This is a genomic window from Methylotetracoccus oryzae (assembly GCF_006175985.1).
Taxonomy (GTDB): domain Bacteria; phylum Pseudomonadota; class Gammaproteobacteria; order Methylococcales; family Methylococcaceae; genus Methylotetracoccus; species Methylotetracoccus oryzae.
Genome location: NZ_SRSH01000008.1, coordinates 194,654 through 214,892, shown reverse-complemented (window position 1 = coordinate 214,892; position 20,239 = coordinate 194,654). Strand labels below are relative to the sequence as shown.

Sequence of the window (20,239 nt, the reverse complement as noted above, 5' to 3'; positions counted from 1 at the left end):
ATGCTGTCGTCGGCCATCGTCGTCTCCACGTTCAGGTTGTCTTTCGCACTTTCAACCTTACCGGAGTTCGCGATGGCCTCCCATCTCTGACCCTCGATTTACACCACGTCGCTGGACTCTACCGAGGGACCATCACGACGCCTGCCACAAGGCGTTCCGTACGGAGCAAACGAACCAGAGGCCCAAGCGGGCTTTGGGGCTCGTTTGACAGGGCTAGCGCGCCACCTCGTCGCGGGTTAGGAGATCCGAGCCCCCGGCGCGCCGCGCTTCCAGGGGGTAGCCCACAAAACACCCACTATCGCTCGATAGTTCCGAATTCATTCAGCGGCCGCCGTGGTTCTTTTGGACGAAGTGGCATGGCCGGCATCATGTTCTCCGACCGTGTCGAACGCCGAGCAACGCACGCTTCAGAGCTGGCTGGAGGCATTGAACATTTGTTGAGCCGAGTCCACAATCCCGGCCCTTCGACCCCCACTCACCGTGCCACTGACCCGATGCCCCGCCCAGCACTGCTCGCTTCACTGCTGTTGCTCGCCGCAAGCCCCTGTTCGGGCCGAACAACGATCCACCTGGAACCCATAGCCCCGGGCGTTTTTGTACACCAGGGCGTGCATGAGCTGCCGGATCGCCACAATCAGGGGGAGATCGCCAACATCGGCTTCATCGAAGGCCAGCGCTGCGTCGCCGTCATCGATTCAGGAGGCAGCCCGGAACAGGGTCGCGCACTGCGCGAAGGGATCAGGGCACTGACCCGCACGCCGATCTGCTACGTGATCAATACGCACGTGCACCCGGACCACATCTACGGAAATCGCGCCTTCAGAGAGCCCGGCGTACGCTTCGTCGGTCATCACAAGCTGGCTGCCGCGATGGCGGCACGTGCGGCCTTCTACATTGACAAGGCGAGCCGCGACCTCGACGTCGCACTGACCGCGGAAGACTTCGTGCTACCTGACATCGAGGTCAACGGCGAGTTGGAACTCGATTTAGGCGAGCGACGTCTGACTCTGGTAGCTCATGCAACGGCCCATACCGACAACGATCTGACCGTTTACGACGAAACGACGCAGACGCTGTGGCTGGCTGACCTGTTGTTCATGGATCATCTGCCGGTGATCGACGGCAGCCTGAATGGTTGGCTGAAGGTACTGGACCGGGTGCGTGCGATACCGGCTAAACGCGCAGTGCCGGGGCACGGCCCCGTCGCGGCATTTTGGCCGGCCGATGCAGCGCCCGAGATAAGATACCTGAGCGAGTTGCGTACCGAGCTTCGCGCGGCGATCAAGCAAGGCCGTACCATCGAGCAGGCGGTGGCATCAGCCGGGCGGTCCGAACGCAATCGCTGGGCGTTGTTCGATGAGTTCCACCCGAGGAACGTCGCGACTGCCTACGCCGAGCTTGAATGGGAAGAAGACTGACCGCGCTGTTGCGGGCAGCAAGAATCATCATCGAGGAATAAATACTGAACGGAGAATCGAATATGCACCGTCGCCCACTTGTCTTCTCCAGCCTCCTTCTGGCGATCGCACTGCTTTCGCCGAGCCTCGGCTCGGGCGCCAGCGACATGCCGGATGAAACCGCCTGGGTCAATGGCCTGCGCGCAAAGTTCATCGGCGAGAAAGCCATCGAGGAAGGCAACGACGTGATCGAACTGTCCGCGCCCTATCGTGCCGAGGACCCGGCCTTGGTCCCGCTGCAGATCACCAGCCGGATCCCGCAGACGCCCGAGCGGTTCATCAGGAAGATCACGCTGGTCATCGATAATAACCCGGTCCCGTTCGGGGCGTCGTTCGAATTCACGCCGGACTCAGGGAAGGCGGATATCGCAATGCGCGTCCGCGTGAACTCGTATAGCTATGTGCGAGCCATCGCCGAGACCAATGACGGCAAGGTGCATATGGCCAAGGCCTTCGTCAAGGCCAGCGGCGGCTGTTCGGCCCCGATCGGGGGCGACCTGGAGGCGGCGATGGCGCGCCTTGGCAAGATGAAATTCAAGATGGACGGTGAGCGTCTGACGCCACAGCAACCCAACCTCACTCAACTGCTGATCAGCCATCCGAACATCACCGGCCTCCAGATGAATCAGATTTCGCGCATGGTGCAACCAGCTCACTATGTCGAAGAGGTCAAAGTCAGCTTCAACGACAGGCCAGTCATGACGGCTCAGACCGATATCGCGATCAGCGCGGACCCAAACTTCCGGTTTTACTTCGTACCGCAAGGACAAGGCGAGTTGAAGGCGGAAATTCGGGACAACCTTGGCGGCCGCTATTCAACGACGCAGACCTTGACGCCCTGAGTGAGGTCGGAACCTGGTGGAGGCGTCAAGCCTCCACCAGTCCACATCACTTTAGGCGCGGGTCCCGGTCGCTGAGAAGTACCACCAGAGTCTTGTCCCAGACCAGCAGGCTGTCCTGCTCGAACAGAGGTATTTCGGCGCCCGGCGCACAAATATCGAAGGGCGGTGTCGCCCCGGTGTCAATGGCCTTGAGCCACACGTCATTCTCCGGAGGATGCGGCAGCACGAAGTTGACGGCATGCGACGTCGGGTTGAACAGCATGCACAATTGCCGCTCCCCGCCCATTGCACAATGGAAGTGGCAGCCGATCGCCGCGTCCGAATGCCATTCCGGCATCCAGCCGCAGGCATTGAACCAGCTCAGATCCTGCGGGCGATAGAACTCATCGCGCGACACCACCTGGTGGCGAGCCCGAAAGGCCAGCAAACCCCGCGTGAATTCGAGCATGGCCCGGTTCTGTTCAACCAGACGCCAGTCGAACCACGACACCTCGTTATCCTGGCAATAGGCGTTGTTGTTGCCCCGCTGCGTGCGACAGAACTCATCGCCGCCCAGCAACATCGGCACGCCACGCGACAACAGCAACGTAGCCAGAAAATTTTTCATCTGGCGCGTTCGAATCCGCTGAATCTGCGGATCGTCGGTAGGACCTTCGACACCGTAGTTGGCGCTGAAGTTGGCATCGCAGCCATCCCGATTGCTTTCGCCATTGGCCCAGTTGTGCTTCTGCTCATAGGACACGAGATCGTTGAGCGTGAAGCCGTCATGGCAGGTCACGAAATTGATGGAATGGACCGCCGACCGACCGCTGTGCTCGTACAGGTCGGCGCTGCCGGTCAAGCGCTGCGCGAACGCGCCGGCCATACCCTGATCGCCGCGCCAGTAGCGACGCACATCGTCCCGATAGACGCCGTTCCATTCCGACCAGCCATCTCCCGGGAAACGCCCCACCAGATAGGCGCCGCCGGCATCCCAGGCCTCGGCAATCAGCTTGGTTTGCCGCAGGATGGGATCCTCGCTGATCGCCTCGAGCAGCGGCGGGTTCGGAATCAACCGCCCGCTCCGGTCACGGCTGAGGATCGACGCCAGATCGAAGCGAAAGCCGTCGACATGCATCTCGACAACCCAGTAGCGCAGGCACTCCAGAATGAAGTTGATAACGACCGGGTGGTTACAGTTGACGGTGTTGCCGCAGCCGGAATAGTTCTTGTAGGACCGTTTATCGTCTTCAAGCAGGTAATAAATGCTGTTGTCCAGCCCGCGAAAACTGAACGTGGGTCCGGTTTCATCACCCTCGGCCGTATGGTTGAAGACCACGTCCAGCAACACCTCGATACCGGCCTGGTGTAGTGCCTTGACCATCTCCTTGAACTCGTCCACCTGACAACCGGGATAGCGCCGCGTCCCGAAACCCTGGTGGGGGGCGAAGAAGGCGATCGTGCTGTAGCCCCAGTAATTGGTCAGACGCTCGCCGCTCATCGGGTTGACCCGCGTCAGCTCGTCCGGATTGAACTCCTGCAGCGGCAGGAACTCGATGGCCGTGATGCCCAGTTCCTTGAAATAGGGGATCTTGTCGATGACGCCCCGGTAGGTTCCGGGCGCGTTGACCCGTGACGAGGGATGCCAGGTCAGACCCCGCACATGCGTCTCGTAGATCACGGTCTCCGACCAGGGTAACCGCAGCGGACGATCACCCTCCCAGTCGAACTGCGGTGCCGTGACCAGGCTGCGAACCTGGGACTGCGCCCTGTCACCGCACGCTTCGTCAAATGTCCAGTTCGGTGGCGCGTACAAGGCCGTCGCGTAAGGGTCGATCAGAACACGCTCCGGAGCAAACCGGTGTCCTTGCTCCGGTGCGCAGGGTCCGTCTACGCGAAACGCGTAAGCCAAGCCGCGGCCGACGCCTTCAACTCGGATGTGCCAGATGTCTCCGGTACGATTGCGACGCGGATCCAGCTGGACGATGCTGCAGGGCTCGCGAGCCTCGGCCGTCTCGTAGAGTAGCAGCCAAACGCGCGTCGCATTACGGCTGAAAAGGCTGAAGTTGACACCCGCGGACTGCAGAGACGGGCCCAGCGGCAACGGCGAACCGTCACTGCAACGGAACGCGCGGGTAGCTCGCTGGAGAAATCGGTCGGAGAGAAGATCGAGGTTCATGGCCGGAACGATTGCTAAGGAACACGGTTGATGGCGCACTCCCTAAATCCCCCTTCCGAAAGATGCCCCCGCAATCACAACCGGTTTCCCTACTGGCAACGCGACTGAACTTGGGTGCCCGGGTCTAGGCCGGACTGGCTTTCCGGAAAGTGCTCCTGATCACCGGCTACCATACTGCTTCGCACGGGATGCTGCAACGCCACCCAAAGTAGGGATAAAGCGTTCACATGGCCGATTCCCGTCTCTGTCCGGCCTGCCCGGACCGGAACCGGCACGATGATTGTGCGCTCCAGACCGTCCGAAATCAGCCAGGAGAACCCGATGACCTGCCCAGTCCGCTGCCCTTGGTCCTATGCCGGCATGAATGAAGCCTACGTTCGCTACCATGACCAGGAATGGGGTGTACCCGTGCACGATGAGCGTACGCAGTTCGAGTTTCTGCTACTGGAGGGCGCCCAGGCGGGCCTCAGCTGGGCGACGATCCTCAAGAAGCGTCAGGGCTACCGGGAAGCGTTTGCTGATTTCGATCCGGCAGCCGTCGCGCGCTTTGGTCCGGCCGAGGTCGAGCGCCTGATGGGCTTTCCGGGCATTGTGCGTAATCGTCTCAAGATCGAGAGCGCCATCATCAATGCCCAGAAGACGCTTGCCGTTCAGGATGAATTCGGGGGCCTCGATGCGTTCCTGTGGAGCTTTGTCGATGGTAATCCGATCATCAATCACTGGCAGGATATGGCCGAGGTTCCAGCGCATTCGGCCGCATCGGACCGGCTCAGCCAGGAACTGCGCCGGCGTGGTTTCAAATTCGTCGGCAGCACGATCATTTACGCGCACATGCAGGCCACCGGGATGGTGAACGATCACCTGATCACCTGCTTTCGCCATGCGGAATGTCAGAATCCCAAGGTGATCCGCTCCGTTTGAAGATCGAACGTCACCGAACTGCCCTTGAAAACCCTGGACCTGCGACCCATTTCGCCTGGGTCATTGGCGTTCGATCGTCACCACGTGCCACCTACAACCAAAGGAGACCTGTCCGGACATGACTACCGCTGAGCAAAAGGTAACGCTGGGCTTCGAGGCCGAAGTCAAGCAGTTGCTGAACCTGATGATCCACTCGCTTTACAGCAACAAGGAAATCTTTTTGCGGGAGCTCGTCTCCAACGCCTCGGACGCGATCGACAAGCTGCGATTCCTGGCGCTGACGCATGAGGCGCTGTATGAGGGTGACGCTGAACTGAAGGTCAGAATCGAATTCGACAAGGCGAATCGGACCATCTCGATCACCGACAATGGCGTCGGCATGAACCGCGAGGAAGTGCAGCAGAACATCGGCACGATCGCCCGCTCCGGAACCCGCAAGTTCTTCGAGTCGCTGACCGGAGACGAGGCCAAGGACAGCCAGTTGATCGGACAGTTCGGCGTCGGCTTCTATTCCAGCTTTATCGTCGCCGACAAGGTCGTGCTCGAGACCCGCAAGGCAGGCCACAACCAGAGCGACGGCGTCCGCTGGGAGTCCACCGGCGAAGGCGATTACACACTGGAAACGATTGACCGACCGGAACGCGGAACCCGCGTCACGCTGCACCTGCGCGCGGATGAAGACGAATTCCTCGACGGCTGGAAGCTCCGCAGCATCATCCGTAAATTCTCGGACCACATCTCCGTACCCATCCTGATGACTAAGGACAAGGTCACGGGGGACGATGAAGAGGAGAAGGCTACGGAAGTCGAATGGGAAACCATCAACAGTGCCTCAGCGCTCTGGGCGAAGTCCAAGGAAGACATCAGCGACGAAGCCTACAACGAGTTCTACAAGCACGTCTCGCACGACTTCCAGGAACCCTGGGCCCGCTTGCACAGCCGGGTCGAGGGCACCAACGAGTACACCTTGCTGCTCTACGTGCCCGCGCATGCCCCCTTCGACCTGTGGGACCGCGACGCCAAGCGCGGCGTGCGTCTCTACGTGCGCAAGGTATTCATCATGGAGGACACGGAGAAGCTGATGCCGCGGTATCTGCGCTTCGTGCGCGGCGTGATCGACTCGGATTCCCTGCCGCTGAACGTCTCGCGCGAGATCCTGCAGGAGAACAAGCAACTCGAAAAGATCCGCTCGGGTGCGGTCAAGAAAGTCCTGGGCCTGCTCGAAGACATCGCCGCCAACGAGCCCGAGAAATACGCAACATTCTGGAAGGAGTTCGGTTCGGTGCTCAAGGAAGGGCCGATCGAAGACTTCAAGAACCGCGAGCGAATCGCCAAACTGCTCCGCTTCGCCTCAACCCATACCGGCAGCGACGCTCAGACGGTCTCTCTGGCCGACTACCTGGCACGGATGCCGGAGGATCAGGACAAGATCTACTACATTACCGCTGAATCCTACGGGGCAGCGGCAAACAGCCCGCATCTCGAAGTGTTCCGGAAGAAGGGCGTCGAGGTCCTGCTGCTGCACGATCGCGTCGATGAGTGGCTGGTCGGTTACCTGACCGAATACGAAGGCAAACACCTGCAGTCAGTCGCAAAGGGCAACCTCGACCTATCGAAGCTGGGCGAGGACGAAGCTACGGACAAGGAGCAGCAGGAGAAGCTGACCGAAGAGTTGAAACCGCTGACCGAGCGCGTCAAGACGGCACTCGGTGACAGCGTAAGCGACGTCCGGATCAGCCACCGCCTGACCGAGTCGGCTTCGTGCCTGATCTCGGAAGACTATGGGCTGAGCCGCACGATGGAGCGCATCATGAAGGCCGCCGGTCAGCAGGTGCCGGCCAGCAAGCCGGTGCTTGAAATCAACCCTGGCCATGCCATCGTCAACCATCTGAAGCACGAAGCCGACGAGCAGCGCTTCAACGATCTCGCTCGCATCCTGTTCGATCAGGCGGTGTTGTCGGAGGGCGGACAACTGGACGATCCGTCGCAGTTCGTCCACCGCATCAACAGCCTGTTGCAGGGCCTGATGCAGTAGGCTGCAGACCCCTGCAATTACCCTTCGGAGGGGCGCGTCGGCGATCAACCGCGTCCCTCCCCGTGCAGATCCGATCCCAAGCGTGCCAGAGGGATCTGGCGTCATGACTTATCCCCTGCCTTTATGGCATGATGCGCAATTTCGTGCAGAGGTTAGGTATGCGCATTATCCTCTTGGGGAGTCCCGGTTCCGGCAAAGGCACACAAGCCCAGTTCCTGACCGAGCACTACGGCATCCCACAGATTTCGACGGGCGATATGCTGCGCGCCGCGGTAGCCAAGGGCACACCGCTCGGACTACAAGCCAAGCAGGTCATGGACAGCGGGGCCCTTGTCTCCGACGACATCATTCTCGGTCTGATCGAAGAGCGCATCGCGCAACCCGATTGCCAGCGAGGCTTCCTGCTCGACGGCTTTCCACGCACCATCAAGCAAGCCGATGGACTGGCTGCCATGGGTATTCAACTCGACTGCGTGGTCGAGATTCGTGTGGACGACGAGACCATCGTGCAGCGCATGAGCGGACGCCGCATCCACCCTGCATCCGGGCGCACCTACCACACCGTCTTCAACCCGCCGAAAGTGGCGGATCAGGACGACGTCACCGGAGAGCCCCTGATCCAGCGCGCGGATGACGAAGAAGCGACGGTACGGAAACGCCTCAACGTCTACCACGAGCAAACTCGGCCACTGGTCGATTACTACACGAAGCACGCAGAGTCCGGCGCGCTGAGCTTTGCCAGTATCGATGGCATCGGAACCGTCGACGAGATCCGCTCGCGACTGTTCGCAGCATTGAGCTGAGCGAGAAAAAATCACTACCGTTTGTCGAAACGTACGGGGGACGTCGTCCCACATTGTTTGATACCGAAACCTGCCCGAAGCCGATGACCGCCAAAACGCTCTACGACAAAATCTGGAACGATCATCTCGTCCTGGCCGAAGACGATGGCTCGGCGTTGATCTACATCGACCGCCAGCTGATCCACGAAGTCACCTCACCACAGGCGTTCGAGGGTCTGCGGCTGTCCGGCCGGAAACCCTGGCGTCGGTCCGCAAACCTCGCCGTACCCGACCACAACGTGCCGACCACCGACCGTCAGGCCGGCATCAGCGACCCGATCTCGCGGCTCCAGGTCGAGACGCTGGACCGCAACTGTGCGGAGTTCGGCATTACCGAGTTCGCGATGTCGGACATTCGGCAGGGCGTCGTGCACGTCATGGGACCGGAACAGGGCGCGACCTTGCCCGGCATGACCATCGTCTGTGGCGACTCGCATACCTCGACGCATGGCGCATTCGGGGCCCTAGCCTTCGGCATCGGCACCTCGGAAGTCGAGCACGTACTCGCCACCCAATGTCTGGTGCAGCGGAAAGCCAAGAACATGCGCGTCGCCGTGGAAGGGACCCTTCAGCCGGGTCTGACCGCCAAGGACGTAATTCTGGCCATCATCGGACGGCTCGGCACCGCCGGCGGCACGGGCTACACGATCGAGTTCACCGGGTCGGTCATCCGCGACCTCTCGATGGAGGGCCGCATGACCGTCTGCAACATGGCAATCGAGGCCGGTGCGCGTGCCGGACTGATCGCGGTCGATGCCACCACGGTGAACTATCTGACCAACCGGCCCTTCGCCCCGAAGGGCGCACTTTGGGACCAGGCAGTCGCCGCCTGGGCACATTTGCATAGCGATGACGGCGCCCACTTCGATGCCGAGGTGGAAATCCGCGCTGAGGACATCCGTCCACAAGTCACCTGGGGAACCTCGCCCGAGATGGTGTTGCCGATCGATGGCAGAGTCCCGGATCCGAATGCCGAAGCTGATGCGACGCGCCGCGCGGGGATACAACGCGCACTCGACTACATGGGCCTGAAACCCGGTACCCCGCTGACCGACGTGGCGGTCGACAAAGTTTTCATTGGTTCCTGCACGAATGGGCGCATCGAGGACCTGCGCGCGGCCGCCGCCGTAGTGCAAGGCAGGCAGCGGGCCAGCAATGTGCGGCTTGCGCTGGTTGTACCTGGCTCGGGCCTGGTCAAGGAACAGGCCGAACGCGAAGGACTTGACCGGATCTTTCGCGAAGCCGGATTCGAGTGGCGAGAACCGGGGTGCTCGATGTGTCTGGCGATGAATGCCGACCGCCTCGAACCCGGCGAACGCTGTGCATCGACTTCAAACCGGAATTTCGAGGGACGCCAGGGCTATGGCGGTCGAACCCATCTCGTGAGCCCGGCGATGGCGGCGGCCGCAGCCGTCCACGGTCATTTCGTCGACATCACCCGCCTCTGAGCCTGATCGGTTAATCTCCATGAAAGCTTTCACCCGTATCACCGCCCGCGTCGCCCCTCTGGATCGGGCCAACATCGATACCGACGCCATCATTCCAAAGCAGTTCCTGAAGTCCATTCAGCGTGCTGGCTTCGGTCCTTACCTGTTTGACGAGTGGCGCTATCTGGACCACGGCGAACCGGGTATGGATTGCACCGACCGCCCGTTGAATCCAGAGTTCGTGCTGAACCAGCCGCTGTTCGCGGAGGCTCGTATCCTGCTGACACGCGAAAATTTCGGCTGCGGTTCGTCGCGCGAGCACGCGCCCTGGGCACTCGAGGACTTCGGCATCCGGGCCATCATCGCCCCCAGCTTCGCTGACATCTTCTACAACAACTGCTTCAAGAACGGCATCCTGCCGATCGTCCTGGATGCAAAAACCGTCGATGAACTATTCACGCTGGCCGGGTCGGGTCACGACTTGACTATCGATCTGGAGCTGCAGACCATCGCGACTCAGGACGGCCGAGTGATTCCGTTCGAGATCGATGCATCGCGCAAGCATCGGCTGCTGCATGGCCTTGATGACATTGCACTGACACTGCAGCACCGCGCGCAGATCGAGGCCTATGAGGCGCGCCGGCGCTCTGCCGCGCCCTGGCTGTTTCCGGACACGGTACCGACCTGAATACGGAGGCGATGCGGCCCCGAGGCGTCGCACGACAAATCGCGCTTGCCGGGGTGGAAGTCACCCCTCCGTGCGCCCCCCGGCTGAAGCGCGAGCTACGCACAACTCTCGAACGACTCTGACCCAAAGCGATGAACAAGACCGTTAATGTGGCCGTACTGGGTGCTACCGGCGCCGTCGGCGAAACTATGCTTTCGATCCTCGCGCAACGGAATTTTCCGGTCGGTGAAGTTTACGCGCTCGCCAGCGCACGGTCCGCGGGAAAACGAGTCGAGTTCGGTGACGAGACCCTGACGGTCACCGACGTCGAGCACTTCGACTGGACCAAGGCGCAGATCGGGCTGTTTTCGGCCGGCGCCTCCGTATCGGCGGAATTTGCACCTAAGGCGGCGGCAGCCGGCTGCGTGGTGATCGACAACACCTCCTGCTTCCGCTATGACGACGAGATTCCGCTGGTCGTGCCCGAAGTCAACCCCGAGCGCATCGCAGATTTTCGTCACCGCGGCATCATCGCGAACCCGAACTGCTCGACCATACAGATGGTCGTCGCGCTGAAGCCGATCTTCGACGCCGTCGGGATTGCCCGGATCAATGTGTCGACGTACCAGGCCGTATCGGGGACGGGCCGGAAAGCCATCGAAGAACTCGCCGGCCAGACCGCCAAGCTGCTCAACGGACGCCCGGTGGATCCCGCGGTCTATCCAAAACAGATCGCCTTCAACGTCATCCCGCAGATCGACGTTTTCATGGACAACGGTTACACCAAAGAAGAAATGAAAATGGTCTGGGAGACTCGTAAGATTCTGGGCGACGACACGGTACAGGTGAATCCGACAACCGTTCGGGTACCCGTGTTCTATGGGCATTCGGAGGCCGTGCATGTTGAAACGCGACGGAAAATCACCGCCGACGAGGCCCGCGCCCTCTTGTCCGCCGCACCCGGCGTCATCGTCATCGACGAGCCCCAGCCAGGCGGCTATCCCACCGCCGTGACCGAAGCCGCGGGTCATGATGCCGTTTACGTGGGTCGCATCCGGGAGGACATTTCTCATCCCTTGGGCTTGAACTTGTGGGTCGTCGCAGATAACGTTCGCAAGGGCGCGGCCCTCAACAGCGTGCAGATCGCCGAGATGCTGCTCCAGCGATTCCTCGCCTAGCACGGCGCGTTGGTCCCGCTCTCGTTCCGAGTCGGGTGAATTCGGTTGAATACAGCGTCGCGCTGCGTGTGATCGAACTGTGATCTAAGTTTGTGTGAAGGGGACCGCCCACAGCGGCTTGCCCCTTCTCATTCATCGCTTGAACCGGAGATTGGCCGCGTGCACAGTTTTTCGAAAGCACTCGTCATCGTCGGATTGCTGGCCCCCGGCAGTGGACAGACGCTCGGCGTTGGCGAAATCAGACTGCACTCCTTTCTGAATCAACCGCTCGACGCGGAGGTACCGCTCGTTCTGTCCGGCGAACAACTGGATCAGATCCGCATCGGCCTGGCGGCACCTGCGGAATTCGCGAAGGTCGGTTTGACCCGCTCGCCGGCGATCGGCAAGCTGCGATTCGATGCGGTGCAGCGGCGTGATGGAAGTTTCGCGGTTCGCATCCGCTCTCTGGATGTCATCTCCGAACCCTTTCTCAGCTTCCTGATGGAACTGACGTGGCCCCAGGGCCGCATGCTGCGCAGCTTCACGGTCCTGCTGGACCCGCCTGATGCGTTGGCGGCGCCCCTAGCGACGGCGCGCCGGGAACTGATGCCCGAGTGGGGGGGCGACTCGCTGGAGACCCGCCCCGTCTCCGAAGTTTCCACGGATGCCGGGGCCAAACGCATCGCTCCGATGGGCCCGAAGGGGCAAATCTATGGTCCCGTTGCTCGCAATGAGAACCTCTGGAAGATCGCCGAGCGGCTTAAGCCCGATACGTCGATTACGACTGAACGGATGATGACGGCACTCTTCCGTCTGAATCCCCGGGCCTTTTCCCGGCCGAGCGTCAACGCCCTGAATGCCGGCACCTACCTGAGGGTCCCCGGGGAGGACGATCTCTTCGGCCTGGGAGATGCCGTACAGTCGCCACAATCGATAGAGGAACCCCCTTTTCAGGCCGGGCGGCGGAATCGGTCCGCGCAACATCGCGTTGCAGCATTAGCTACTTCGCCGGATGAAGCCACCGGGCCTGCTCAGCCAAACCTTAATGCTCGTGAGTCCGTTACAGCCGGAACATCTTCGCCGGCACGCATACCCGAAAATCCAGCGTGGCCTGCAATCGAAAAGCTCCGGCGCGAGAATGAACAGCTACGCAACCGGATGACCCAGTTGGAACTGCGGGTGACGGATCTGACCCGTCAGCTTGAGGCCCGCGACCGCAGTGCCAGCATGCCGCCGGCACCAGCGGCCCCAGCCTCTGCCATCGTGCCCACCGCGACGCCAGTACCTGTTGTCGAAGCGGTGTCGACCACCACTACTTCTGCGTCGGGGACACCAGCGTCACGCGATGTGGAAGCCGCGTCGCAGCCCGTCGATGCAACAGGTCCCGCAACGGTCGCCGCGCCTGCACCTGCAGCGACTCCCGCCCAGGTACCGGCCGCGGACGGTGCGCGACACGGAACCGAGTTCGATGGCGCCGGGACTGAATCAAAACCCGCTAACCTACCGATCCCGTCTCACAGACCTGCGGCGCCGCCATCGACGCACCAGACGCAGGCCACCGCCGATGACGGTCTGCAACCCTGGCTCCTGGGTCTCGCGGCAGCTCTGGTCGCAGCACTCGTGGGAAACTACGCGCGGCGACGTATTGAGTCCCGCCGCTCGCGTCCAATGGTCGACGACGAGAATGCTTTGGCGGTGACTGCAAGCAAATCAACGGCTCGCTCGGCGCCGGCCGGGCTGATCAATGCGGCGGTAACCGAACCACCAGCCATTGCAGCCGACACACCCCCAGACGCCACAACGGTGCAGCCAGCGCCGGAATTCGCCCGGACCGAACCGCTGGAAGGAGACGCACTGTTCGAGGCGGAGATTTATCTGTCGTATGGCAAGTTCCGCCAGGCCGAGGAGTCCATCAAGCGCGCGATTGAACTCGCCCCCGAGCGTCCCGAGCCCTACCTCAAACTTCTTCAAGTCTACGCGGAGACGCAAGACCGCGACGCCTTTCGGTTATTGACCGAAAAGCTGAAGACGGAACACCCGATCGCCGACCCCGAGTTCTGGGCTCGTGCCGACGCCCTGGGGAAAAAAATAGGTCTGCCCTTGGGAACGCTCGAAGAGACACTGTCGAACAGTGCAGACGACAGCACCCCGGCCAACGCAGCGCCCGACGAAACCGATCAGTTGATTGCCAAGCTCAAACATTTCAGTTTGGAAAGCCGCACCCTCGACGAGGAAATACCGAGCGCCGCGCTTGACGATTCAAGCCAGGGCAAGGGAACCGTCCCTCCCCTGTCATCGACGACTGATGGAACGGCCGGCCCGTTGCAGAGTGCCGCTGCTCCAGAAGAGGCGCCGACCGAGTCTACGACAGGTACCGGCGAACAGGGAGAGGATGCGCACATGATTCCCTACACGCCCATCCCGTTTTCCAAAGAACCGGCGCACGAAAACGCCGAATCGGCTCTCGACACCGATGCTGCGCGGTCGATCGAGGACCTGCTTAAAGAGCTGTCGGCCATGCATTTCGAGGAACACCTCGCCACGGTGCCGGACGGCATGAGCCCTGCGGCGACCGATCGCTCGCTCGCGGCCCAAACGAACGATGGCAGTCATCCCGCCGCAACTGAAGTCGAAGATCTCGAGTCGAAGCTGGATCTGGCTCGGGCCTATGCCGACATGCAGGATGTCGTACAGGCCCGCATCATCCTGAATGAAGTCATCACCGCTGGAACGGCAGAGCAACGCCGGGAAGCACAGGCCCTGCTGACGCGCCTTGGTTGAGGCTTCCAGCTTGCCGTGACACGGGCCCGTCCGTTGCCCCTCGCGGCGGAAGGCAAGCGTCAGAACAGACTGTCACTTACGGAAGGCGCCGTCCTGGCGGTTGCACCACAGGCCCGACCGGTCGGCGGCTCAGAACCCTTTATGAAAGGCATGCGAACCGCCGTCGGGCAGCCCGGCTCGGAGCGCAATCCCGTTTCCCGGTCTATCCAGGCCTCCGCCACGTTCTGTGGCCGTGCCAGGGTCACCGGTTCACGCGCAATTTGCTTCATGGTCAGACCCCAGATCCGCATCGCGCCCTGCGCGCCCGTGAGTCGCGCCGGCTGGTTGTCGTCGCGCCCCACCCAGACCACACCCAGATAATCTCCGGTAAACCCGGCGAACCAGCTGTCGCGGAGATCGTTTGTGGTTCCGGTCTTCCCTGCCACATTGAAGTGCCGCGGCAGGAGCGCATAAAGCGACTTCCCGGTGCCTTGCGACACGGCTTCCTGCAACACGGTATTGACCAGGAACACCGCCGACGTATCGACTTGCTGCCGCGGCTTGAGTGCGTGGCGCTGCAATACCTTGCCATCGCGTGAGGTGACCGCTCGTATGGTGGTCAGCGGCATCAGAAAACCCTCGGCAGCCAGCGTCTGATACGCCTGCGCCACCTCGATCGGTGTCATGCTGACGGCGCCGAGCAACACCGACGGGAACGTGGGCCCCTTGCGCGACACGCCCATCCGCCGCAGCGTCTCCAGAGTGCGTTCGACTCCGACACTGAGACCAAGCCGGATGGTCGCCAGATTATAGGATTGAGCAAGCGCCGTGCTCAGCAATACGGTCCCATGCTCCTTGCCGTCGTAATTGCTCGGAAGCCACGGCCGACCGCCCTCGGCCTTCAGTCGCAAAGCCCGATCCGACAGCGGCGAGGCGATCGTATAACGCTTCGAGTTTCTCAGTGCCGTCAGGTACACCACTGGCTTGTACAGTGATCCGATCTGCCGCTCGGCATCGAGCGCGCGGTTGAAACCTGCGGACAGCGGATTCCGCGACCCGACCAGCGCGACGATCTCGCCGCTGTCGCGCCGCGTAACAATCGCGGCCGTTTCAAGTCCACGACGACCTGCCCGCTGTTCCAGTTGCTTGATCCCGTCGCCCACGGCCGCTTCGGCGGCACGCTGTGCATCGACTTCGAGCGTCGTAAAGATGCGCAGCCCCTCCGATGTCAGATCCTCGTTCTGATAGTCCTTGGCCAGCTGGCGTTTGAGCAGATCGAGAAAGGCCGGGTACTGGCTGATCGGTTGATGGGGATCGGCGAGGACGTCGAGCGCCTTCCCCTTGGCCTCGGCGGCTTGGGCGAACGTGACGTAATGCTGTTCCGCCATCGCATCGAGCACGACATTGCGGCGTTTCACGACGCGATCCGGCGCCTGGAAGGGATCGTAGTAGGAAGGGCCTCGCACCAGACCCACCAATGTCGCGATATGCTGTAACTGCAGTTCACTCAGCGAGCGACCGAAGTAATACTGGCTGGCCAGAGCGAAGCCGTGGATCGCGCGTGCACCGTCCTGCCCCAGGTAGATCTCATTCAGATAGGCTTCCAGGATCTGCTGCTTTGAGTAGCGCGCCTCGAGGATCAGCGCCATGAAAGCCTCGTTGATCTTGCGCCACCATGTGCGCTGGGACGACAGGAACAGATTCTTGACCAGTTGCTGGGTCAGCGTGCTGCCGCCCTGAACGATGGCCCCCGAGCGGGCGTTGACCCAGACCGCTCGCAGGATGCCCCGCGCCGATATTCCCGCATGCTGATAGAAGTCCCGATCCTCCACGGCAAACAATGCCTTCAACAGCAGGTCGGGAGCTTGAGCCAGCTTGATGAGAATGCGATCCTCCTTGATCGTCGGGTAGAAGCTGCCGACCTGCAGCGGCTCCAGGCGCAACACCGCAAGGCTGCGCCCCTTGTCCAAGTCGGTCAGCGCCGAGATGCGATCACCGTCGAAGTCGACGCGAATGGTGCGTGCGGGCTCGGCCCTATCGGGAAAGCGGAACGCGCGCGTCTTGACCAGCAGCGATGTTCCGCGTCGCGCATAGCTCGCGCGCGTCGCGAGGAGCGGATCGGGCCGAAATTTGAGGTCCGCAAGGCGCTGCTCGAGACGCTCAGGCCCGCTTCCGGCACCGACGAACAATTCCATCGGCGCCGCGTAGATCCGAGCCGGCAGGGACCATTTCTTTCCCTCGAATTCCTCCCGAATGCGGTAATCGAGGTAGGCGAGGTAGGCTCCAAACCCAACGACGAAAAAAGGCAGGAGAACGAGGATCTGGCGCAACATAAAGCGACGGAACCGCCCGCCGCGTGCGCGTCTGCCTTTCGGTGGTACCCGCTTGCGCTGCTGCCGTGTCATGACGGTCGAACCGGCACCGCCCTAAGGGAGCCAATTGCGGACTCAAACCGCCGCCTCATCGCGCGCATCTCCACCGAACGACCACCAGAACCTGCGGATGCCGCTGTGCACCGGCGCAGGCCCGGCCCCGCGCCGACGTCCGTATTTCGTCCGTCAAGCGCCTCGTGCAACGAGGTCGGCAATGACCGACGCGTGCTGTGGGCTGGAGTTCAGGGCCGGAATGTAGCGGTACTGGGAACCTCCTGCACCGAGGAAGACTTCCCGGTTGGCCACGGCGATTTCCTCCAGGGTCTCCAGACAGTCCACCGCAAAGCCGGGGCAGACCACATCGACTGCGCTGACTCCCTGCGTTGGCAACTCCGCCAAGACCTCGACACAGTAGGGCTTTAGCCACTCCATCGGGCCGAAGCGCGACTGGAAGACCAGTCGCCAGCGGGACTCGTCCAACCCGAGGCGACCGGCAATGGCCGCTGCGCTCGCGACGCATTGATCATAGTAGGGGTCGCCCAACGCCCGGCTCCGGGCCGGCAGACCGTGAAAAGAGAACAGCAACATACCGGAGGGCTGACCGTGGCTCTTCCAATACTGGCTTATGCTGCTCGCTACGGCATCGGTATACGCCGGCTCGCGGAAGTAGTCGGCGATGAAGGCATGGGACGGGACGTGTCGCCAGGTGCGGAGCACCTGCGATAGCGCATCATAGGTCGAGGCGGCCGTGGCTGCCGAGTACTGGGGATACAGCGGCAAAATGACCAGTTCCTCGACGCCCTCTGCTTTCAGGGCATCGAGTTGACTCCGCACACTGGGATTGCCATAGCGCATGCCCAACCGGACGAGATACCGTGTCCCGTTAACGGCGCCGCGCTCCAGATGTTCCTGCACCGCCGCGGCAAGATCGGACGAATGAAATAGCAGCGGCGAGCCGCGCTCCGTCCACACCGTGGCGTAAGCGTGGGCCGACTTCGGGGCGCGCAGGGGAGCGATCACCAGATTCAGTACAAACCACCAGATCGCTCGCGGAATCTCCACGACCCGCGGATCGGCCAGGAACTCGCGCAAGTAGCGCCGGACCGCAGCCGGTGTGGGCGCATCGGGCGTACCAAGGTTGACCAGCAACACCCCGACTTTTCGCTGTGACTCAGCCGTCATGGCACTCACTTCCGATTGATCAAGCCAAGAAACTCGGATCGCGTGCTGATCTGGCGCCTGAACAACCCCAGCATCGAGGAGGTCGTCATCACCGAGTTCTGCTTCTCGACGCCCCGCATCATCATGCACAGGTGTTTGGCCTCGATCACGACGGCCACGCCAGCCGGCTGCAAAGCAGTCTGGATCGCATCGGCGATCTGCTTTGTCAGACGCTCCTGTATCTGCAGTCTTCGCGCGTACATCTCGACGATGCGTGCCACTTTGGACAAGCCGATGACCTTGCCCTTGGGCAGATAGGCTACGTGGCACTTGCCAATGAACGGCAGCAAATGATGTTCGCACAACGAGTACAGCTCGATATCCTTGACGATGACCATATCCTCGGTATCGGCCTCGAACAGCGCGTTATTCAGCACGTTGTCAAGGGATTGGGCGTACCCGCTGTTCAGAAACCGAAATGCAGCGGCGGCCCGCTTCGGGGTGTCGATCAGGCCCTCACGGGTCACATCCTCGCCGAGTTCCTGGATCAGGTCGGAAAACACGGCTTCCATTCGCTTGCTCATGGCTCAGTCTCTCCGGAAAGTCGAAAAATTACCCGGCGGCTCCGGTCGGTGAGGCCAGCGCCGATTCGGAGCACAACCGCGCGGCTTCGATCAGCGCTGCGGCGCTCGCTTGCCGGCCGGTGGCGTTCTCAGTCAAGTAGCGCCGCCAGCGGCGTCCACCGGGTGCTCCGTGATATAGACCGAGCACATGGCGGACCATTGCATGTAAAGGTGTACCCGCGCTTAGCTCGCGTTCGACGTAAGGGAGCCATCGGTCGATAACGCTGTGTCGCGTTACGGGCGAGTTCTCCGCGCCGAAGATTTGCTGATCCGCGCGGGCCAGCAGGAAAGGGTCTCGGTACGCCGCGCGGCCAATCATCACGCCGTCGAAGCTGCGCAACTGGGCGTTCGCCTCTTCGAGCGTGAGAATTCCGCCATTCAGGATAATCTCCAGATCCGGTCGATCCCGCTTGAGTCGCGCAACCACGTCATAGCGGAGTGGCGGCACCTCCCGATTTTCCTTGGGCGATAGTCCCTTCAACCAGGCTTTCCGCGCATGGACGACAAAAACACGGCACCCAGCCGCAGCCACCGTATCGATGAATGCCAACAGTTCTTCATAGGAATCACGCTCGTCGATACCGATCCGGGTCTTGATCGTCACCGGCAAGCGCGTGCCTGCCCTCATGGCCGCAACGCCATCCGCGACGAGTGCGGGTTCCGCCATCAGGCAGGCACCGAAACGCCCGTTCTGCACCCGGTCGCTGGGGCAGCCGACATTCAGGTTGACCTCGTCAAACCCGGCCGCGTCGGCCATCGCGGCGCAGGCCGCCAAGGCCTCGGGATCGCTGCCTCCGAGTTGCAACGCCAGCGGCTTCTCCTCCGGGCTGAACGCCAACAGGCGACCGCGGTCACCGTGCAATAGCGCCGACGTCGTGACCATCTCGGTGTAGAGCAAGGTGCGTTTGGACAGCAGCCGCAAGAAAAACCGGAAGTGGCGGTCGGTGCGATCCATCATCGGCGCGACGGACAGACGCCTATCCAGAATGCAGAAGGGTTCAGTGGTCATTCAGCACGGGTGATGGATTGTGTGCCGGGTTGCCGGGAGCCTGCCCGAGCGCCCCGTGCGGCGCTTTCAGGATGACGGATGTAGGGATCACACACAGGATCGAGCGCCCGCCCGGGGCCTCGTCATCACGGCAGCAGCACGGGTGGTCGGCTTAAGTGCCCCGCTGGTTTTCGCGGCTCGGACGCATCGCCGGCAATTGGTGGCGGGGAGACGCGGAAATCATTCTGACCTGTCTCGAGGTGCTGAACCACAAACCGATCGCCAAAAGCAGCAACAGCGCAACGCAAACCACCACGGCATAAACGATGGCCCGTAATTCCTCGACCTGCCCGAGGGCATCCGTCCCCGTAGCGGTCGCAGGGGCCTGGACGGAACGATATCGGGGATGCTCGGTGGTACGATCTTGCCCCATGCCGCCCTGTGGCTGAGAACGCAGGAGCCTTAATTCACCCGCTGCCGCCTCGAGCAGTTGCAGGTCCTCACCGCCCAGCGTACCCCTTTCCACACTCTGCTCCAGTCGTCGTAGCTTGCTTTCGACCGAGGCGCTCAGGACGCGCGCCAGGCGGCCCTCCAGCGTTTTCACTTCCGGACTTAACTGTGGTTCTTGGCCGCTGTTTGCGAGCGCCGGAGCGGAAATCCCGCCTTCCAAACGGGCAAGCGAGGATTGTACGCGGTAAAGCCACACGACGATCAGGAGCATCATGGCAATGATCCCGAGTGTCCAGATCAGCTGCTGCAAGCGCCGCAACCATGCTGGCATGGCCCGCGTCAGGTGATGACGGTCGCCCTCTATCGTGTACAGAGCGCG

General features: G+C 61.8%; 15 protein-coding genes. 9 read left to right on the top strand and 6 right to left on the bottom strand.

The window, feature by feature from the left end; all coding sequences use genetic code 11:
- Window positions 1-494: 494 nt before the first annotated feature.
- Window positions 495-1,418 carry a quinoprotein relay system zinc metallohydrolase 2 gene (locus tag BWR02_RS10325; protein WP_236102103.1) on the top strand — a complete coding sequence of 308 codons (924 nt, stop codon included), beginning with the start codon at window positions 495-497 and terminating at the stop codon, window positions 1,416-1,418.
- Between the two features lie 62 nt (window positions 1,419-1,480).
- A complete protein-coding gene (locus BWR02_RS10320) occupies window positions 1,481-2,299 on the top strand; it encodes a quinoprotein dehydrogenase-associated SoxYZ-like carrier (RefSeq protein WP_139557645.1) in 819 nt (272 codons plus the stop codon).
- 46 nt (window positions 2,300-2,345) lie between these two features.
- On the opposite strand, the gene glgX is transcribed toward BWR02_RS10320, so the two are convergent.
- Window positions 2,346-4,457 carry a glycogen debranching protein GlgX gene (gene glgX, locus BWR02_RS10315; protein WP_139557644.1) on the bottom strand — a complete coding sequence of 704 codons (2,112 nt, stop codon included), beginning with the start codon at window positions 4,455-4,457 and terminating at the stop codon, window positions 2,346-2,348.
- 321 nt (window positions 4,458-4,778) lie between these two features.
- Here glgX and BWR02_RS10310 point away from each other — a divergent pair, with 321 nt between their 5' ends.
- The 7 genes from BWR02_RS10310 (at window position 4,779) to BWR02_RS10280 (ending at window position 14,287) form a co-directional block, all read left to right on the top strand.
- Entirely contained in the window at window positions 4,779-5,378 is a 600-nt protein-coding gene (locus BWR02_RS10310; RefSeq protein WP_201276224.1) for a DNA-3-methyladenine glycosylase I, read from the top strand.
- A gap of 118 nt (window positions 5,379-5,496) precedes the next feature.
- Window positions 5,497-7,413, top strand: a complete 1,917-nt coding sequence (gene htpG, locus BWR02_RS10305) for a molecular chaperone HtpG (protein WP_139557643.1) — start codon at window positions 5,497-5,499, stop codon at window positions 7,411-7,413.
- A 158-nt stretch (window positions 7,414-7,571) separates the two neighbouring features.
- On the top strand, window positions 7,572-8,216 hold the full coding sequence (gene adk, locus BWR02_RS10300; protein ID WP_139557642.1) for an adenylate kinase: 645 nt from the start codon (window positions 7,572-7,574) through the stop codon (window positions 8,214-8,216).
- Window positions 8,217-8,299: 83 nt separating this feature from the next.
- Entirely contained in the window at window positions 8,300-9,703 is a 1,404-nt protein-coding gene (gene leuC, locus BWR02_RS10295) for a 3-isopropylmalate dehydratase large subunit (protein WP_139557641.1), read from the top strand.
- Between the two features lie 19 nt (window positions 9,704-9,722).
- On the top strand, window positions 9,723-10,370 hold the full coding sequence (gene leuD / locus BWR02_RS10290) for a 3-isopropylmalate dehydratase small subunit (RefSeq protein WP_139557640.1): 648 nt from the start codon (window positions 9,723-9,725) through the stop codon (window positions 10,368-10,370).
- A 131-nt stretch (window positions 10,371-10,501) separates the two neighbouring features.
- Complete coding sequence (locus BWR02_RS10285; protein ID WP_139557639.1) at window positions 10,502-11,527, top strand: aspartate-semialdehyde dehydrogenase; 1,026 nt, start codon at window positions 10,502-10,504, stop codon at window positions 11,525-11,527.
- A 159-nt stretch (window positions 11,528-11,686) separates the two neighbouring features.
- A complete protein-coding gene (locus BWR02_RS10280; RefSeq protein WP_139557638.1) occupies window positions 11,687-14,287 on the top strand; it encodes a FimV/HubP family polar landmark protein in 2,601 nt (866 codons plus the stop codon).
- Window positions 14,288-14,346: 59 nt separating this feature from the next.
- Here the strand turns inward: BWR02_RS10280 and mrcB are convergent, their stop codons facing one another.
- From mrcB to BWR02_RS10255, 5 genes are all read right to left on the bottom strand, one after another.
- Complete coding sequence (gene mrcB, locus BWR02_RS10275; RefSeq protein WP_139557637.1) at window positions 14,347-16,599, bottom strand: penicillin-binding protein 1B; 2,253 nt, start codon at window positions 16,597-16,599, stop codon at window positions 14,347-14,349.
- A 225-nt stretch (window positions 16,600-16,824) separates the two neighbouring features.
- Window positions 16,825-17,820, bottom strand: a complete 996-nt coding sequence (gene hemH / locus BWR02_RS10270; protein WP_139557636.1) for a ferrochelatase — start codon at window positions 17,818-17,820, stop codon at window positions 16,825-16,827.
- 5 nt (window positions 17,821-17,825) lie between these two features.
- Window positions 17,826-18,371, bottom strand: coding sequence for a GTP cyclohydrolase I FolE (gene folE / locus BWR02_RS10265; RefSeq protein WP_129882641.1), 546 nt, complete (start codon window positions 18,369-18,371; stop codon window positions 17,826-17,828).
- 40 nt (window positions 18,372-18,411) lie between these two features.
- Complete coding sequence (gene dusA / locus BWR02_RS10260; protein ID WP_139557635.1) at window positions 18,412-19,431, bottom strand: tRNA dihydrouridine(20/20a) synthase DusA; 1,020 nt, start codon at window positions 19,429-19,431, stop codon at window positions 18,412-18,414.
- A 151-nt stretch (window positions 19,432-19,582) separates the two neighbouring features.
- The gene (locus BWR02_RS10255) at window positions 19,583-20,170 is read right to left on the bottom strand and encodes a hypothetical protein (protein ID WP_162560101.1); all 588 of its coding nucleotides are present in this window, start codon (window positions 20,168-20,170) and stop codon (window positions 19,583-19,585) included.
- Between the last annotated feature and the right edge of the window lie 69 nt (window positions 20,171-20,239).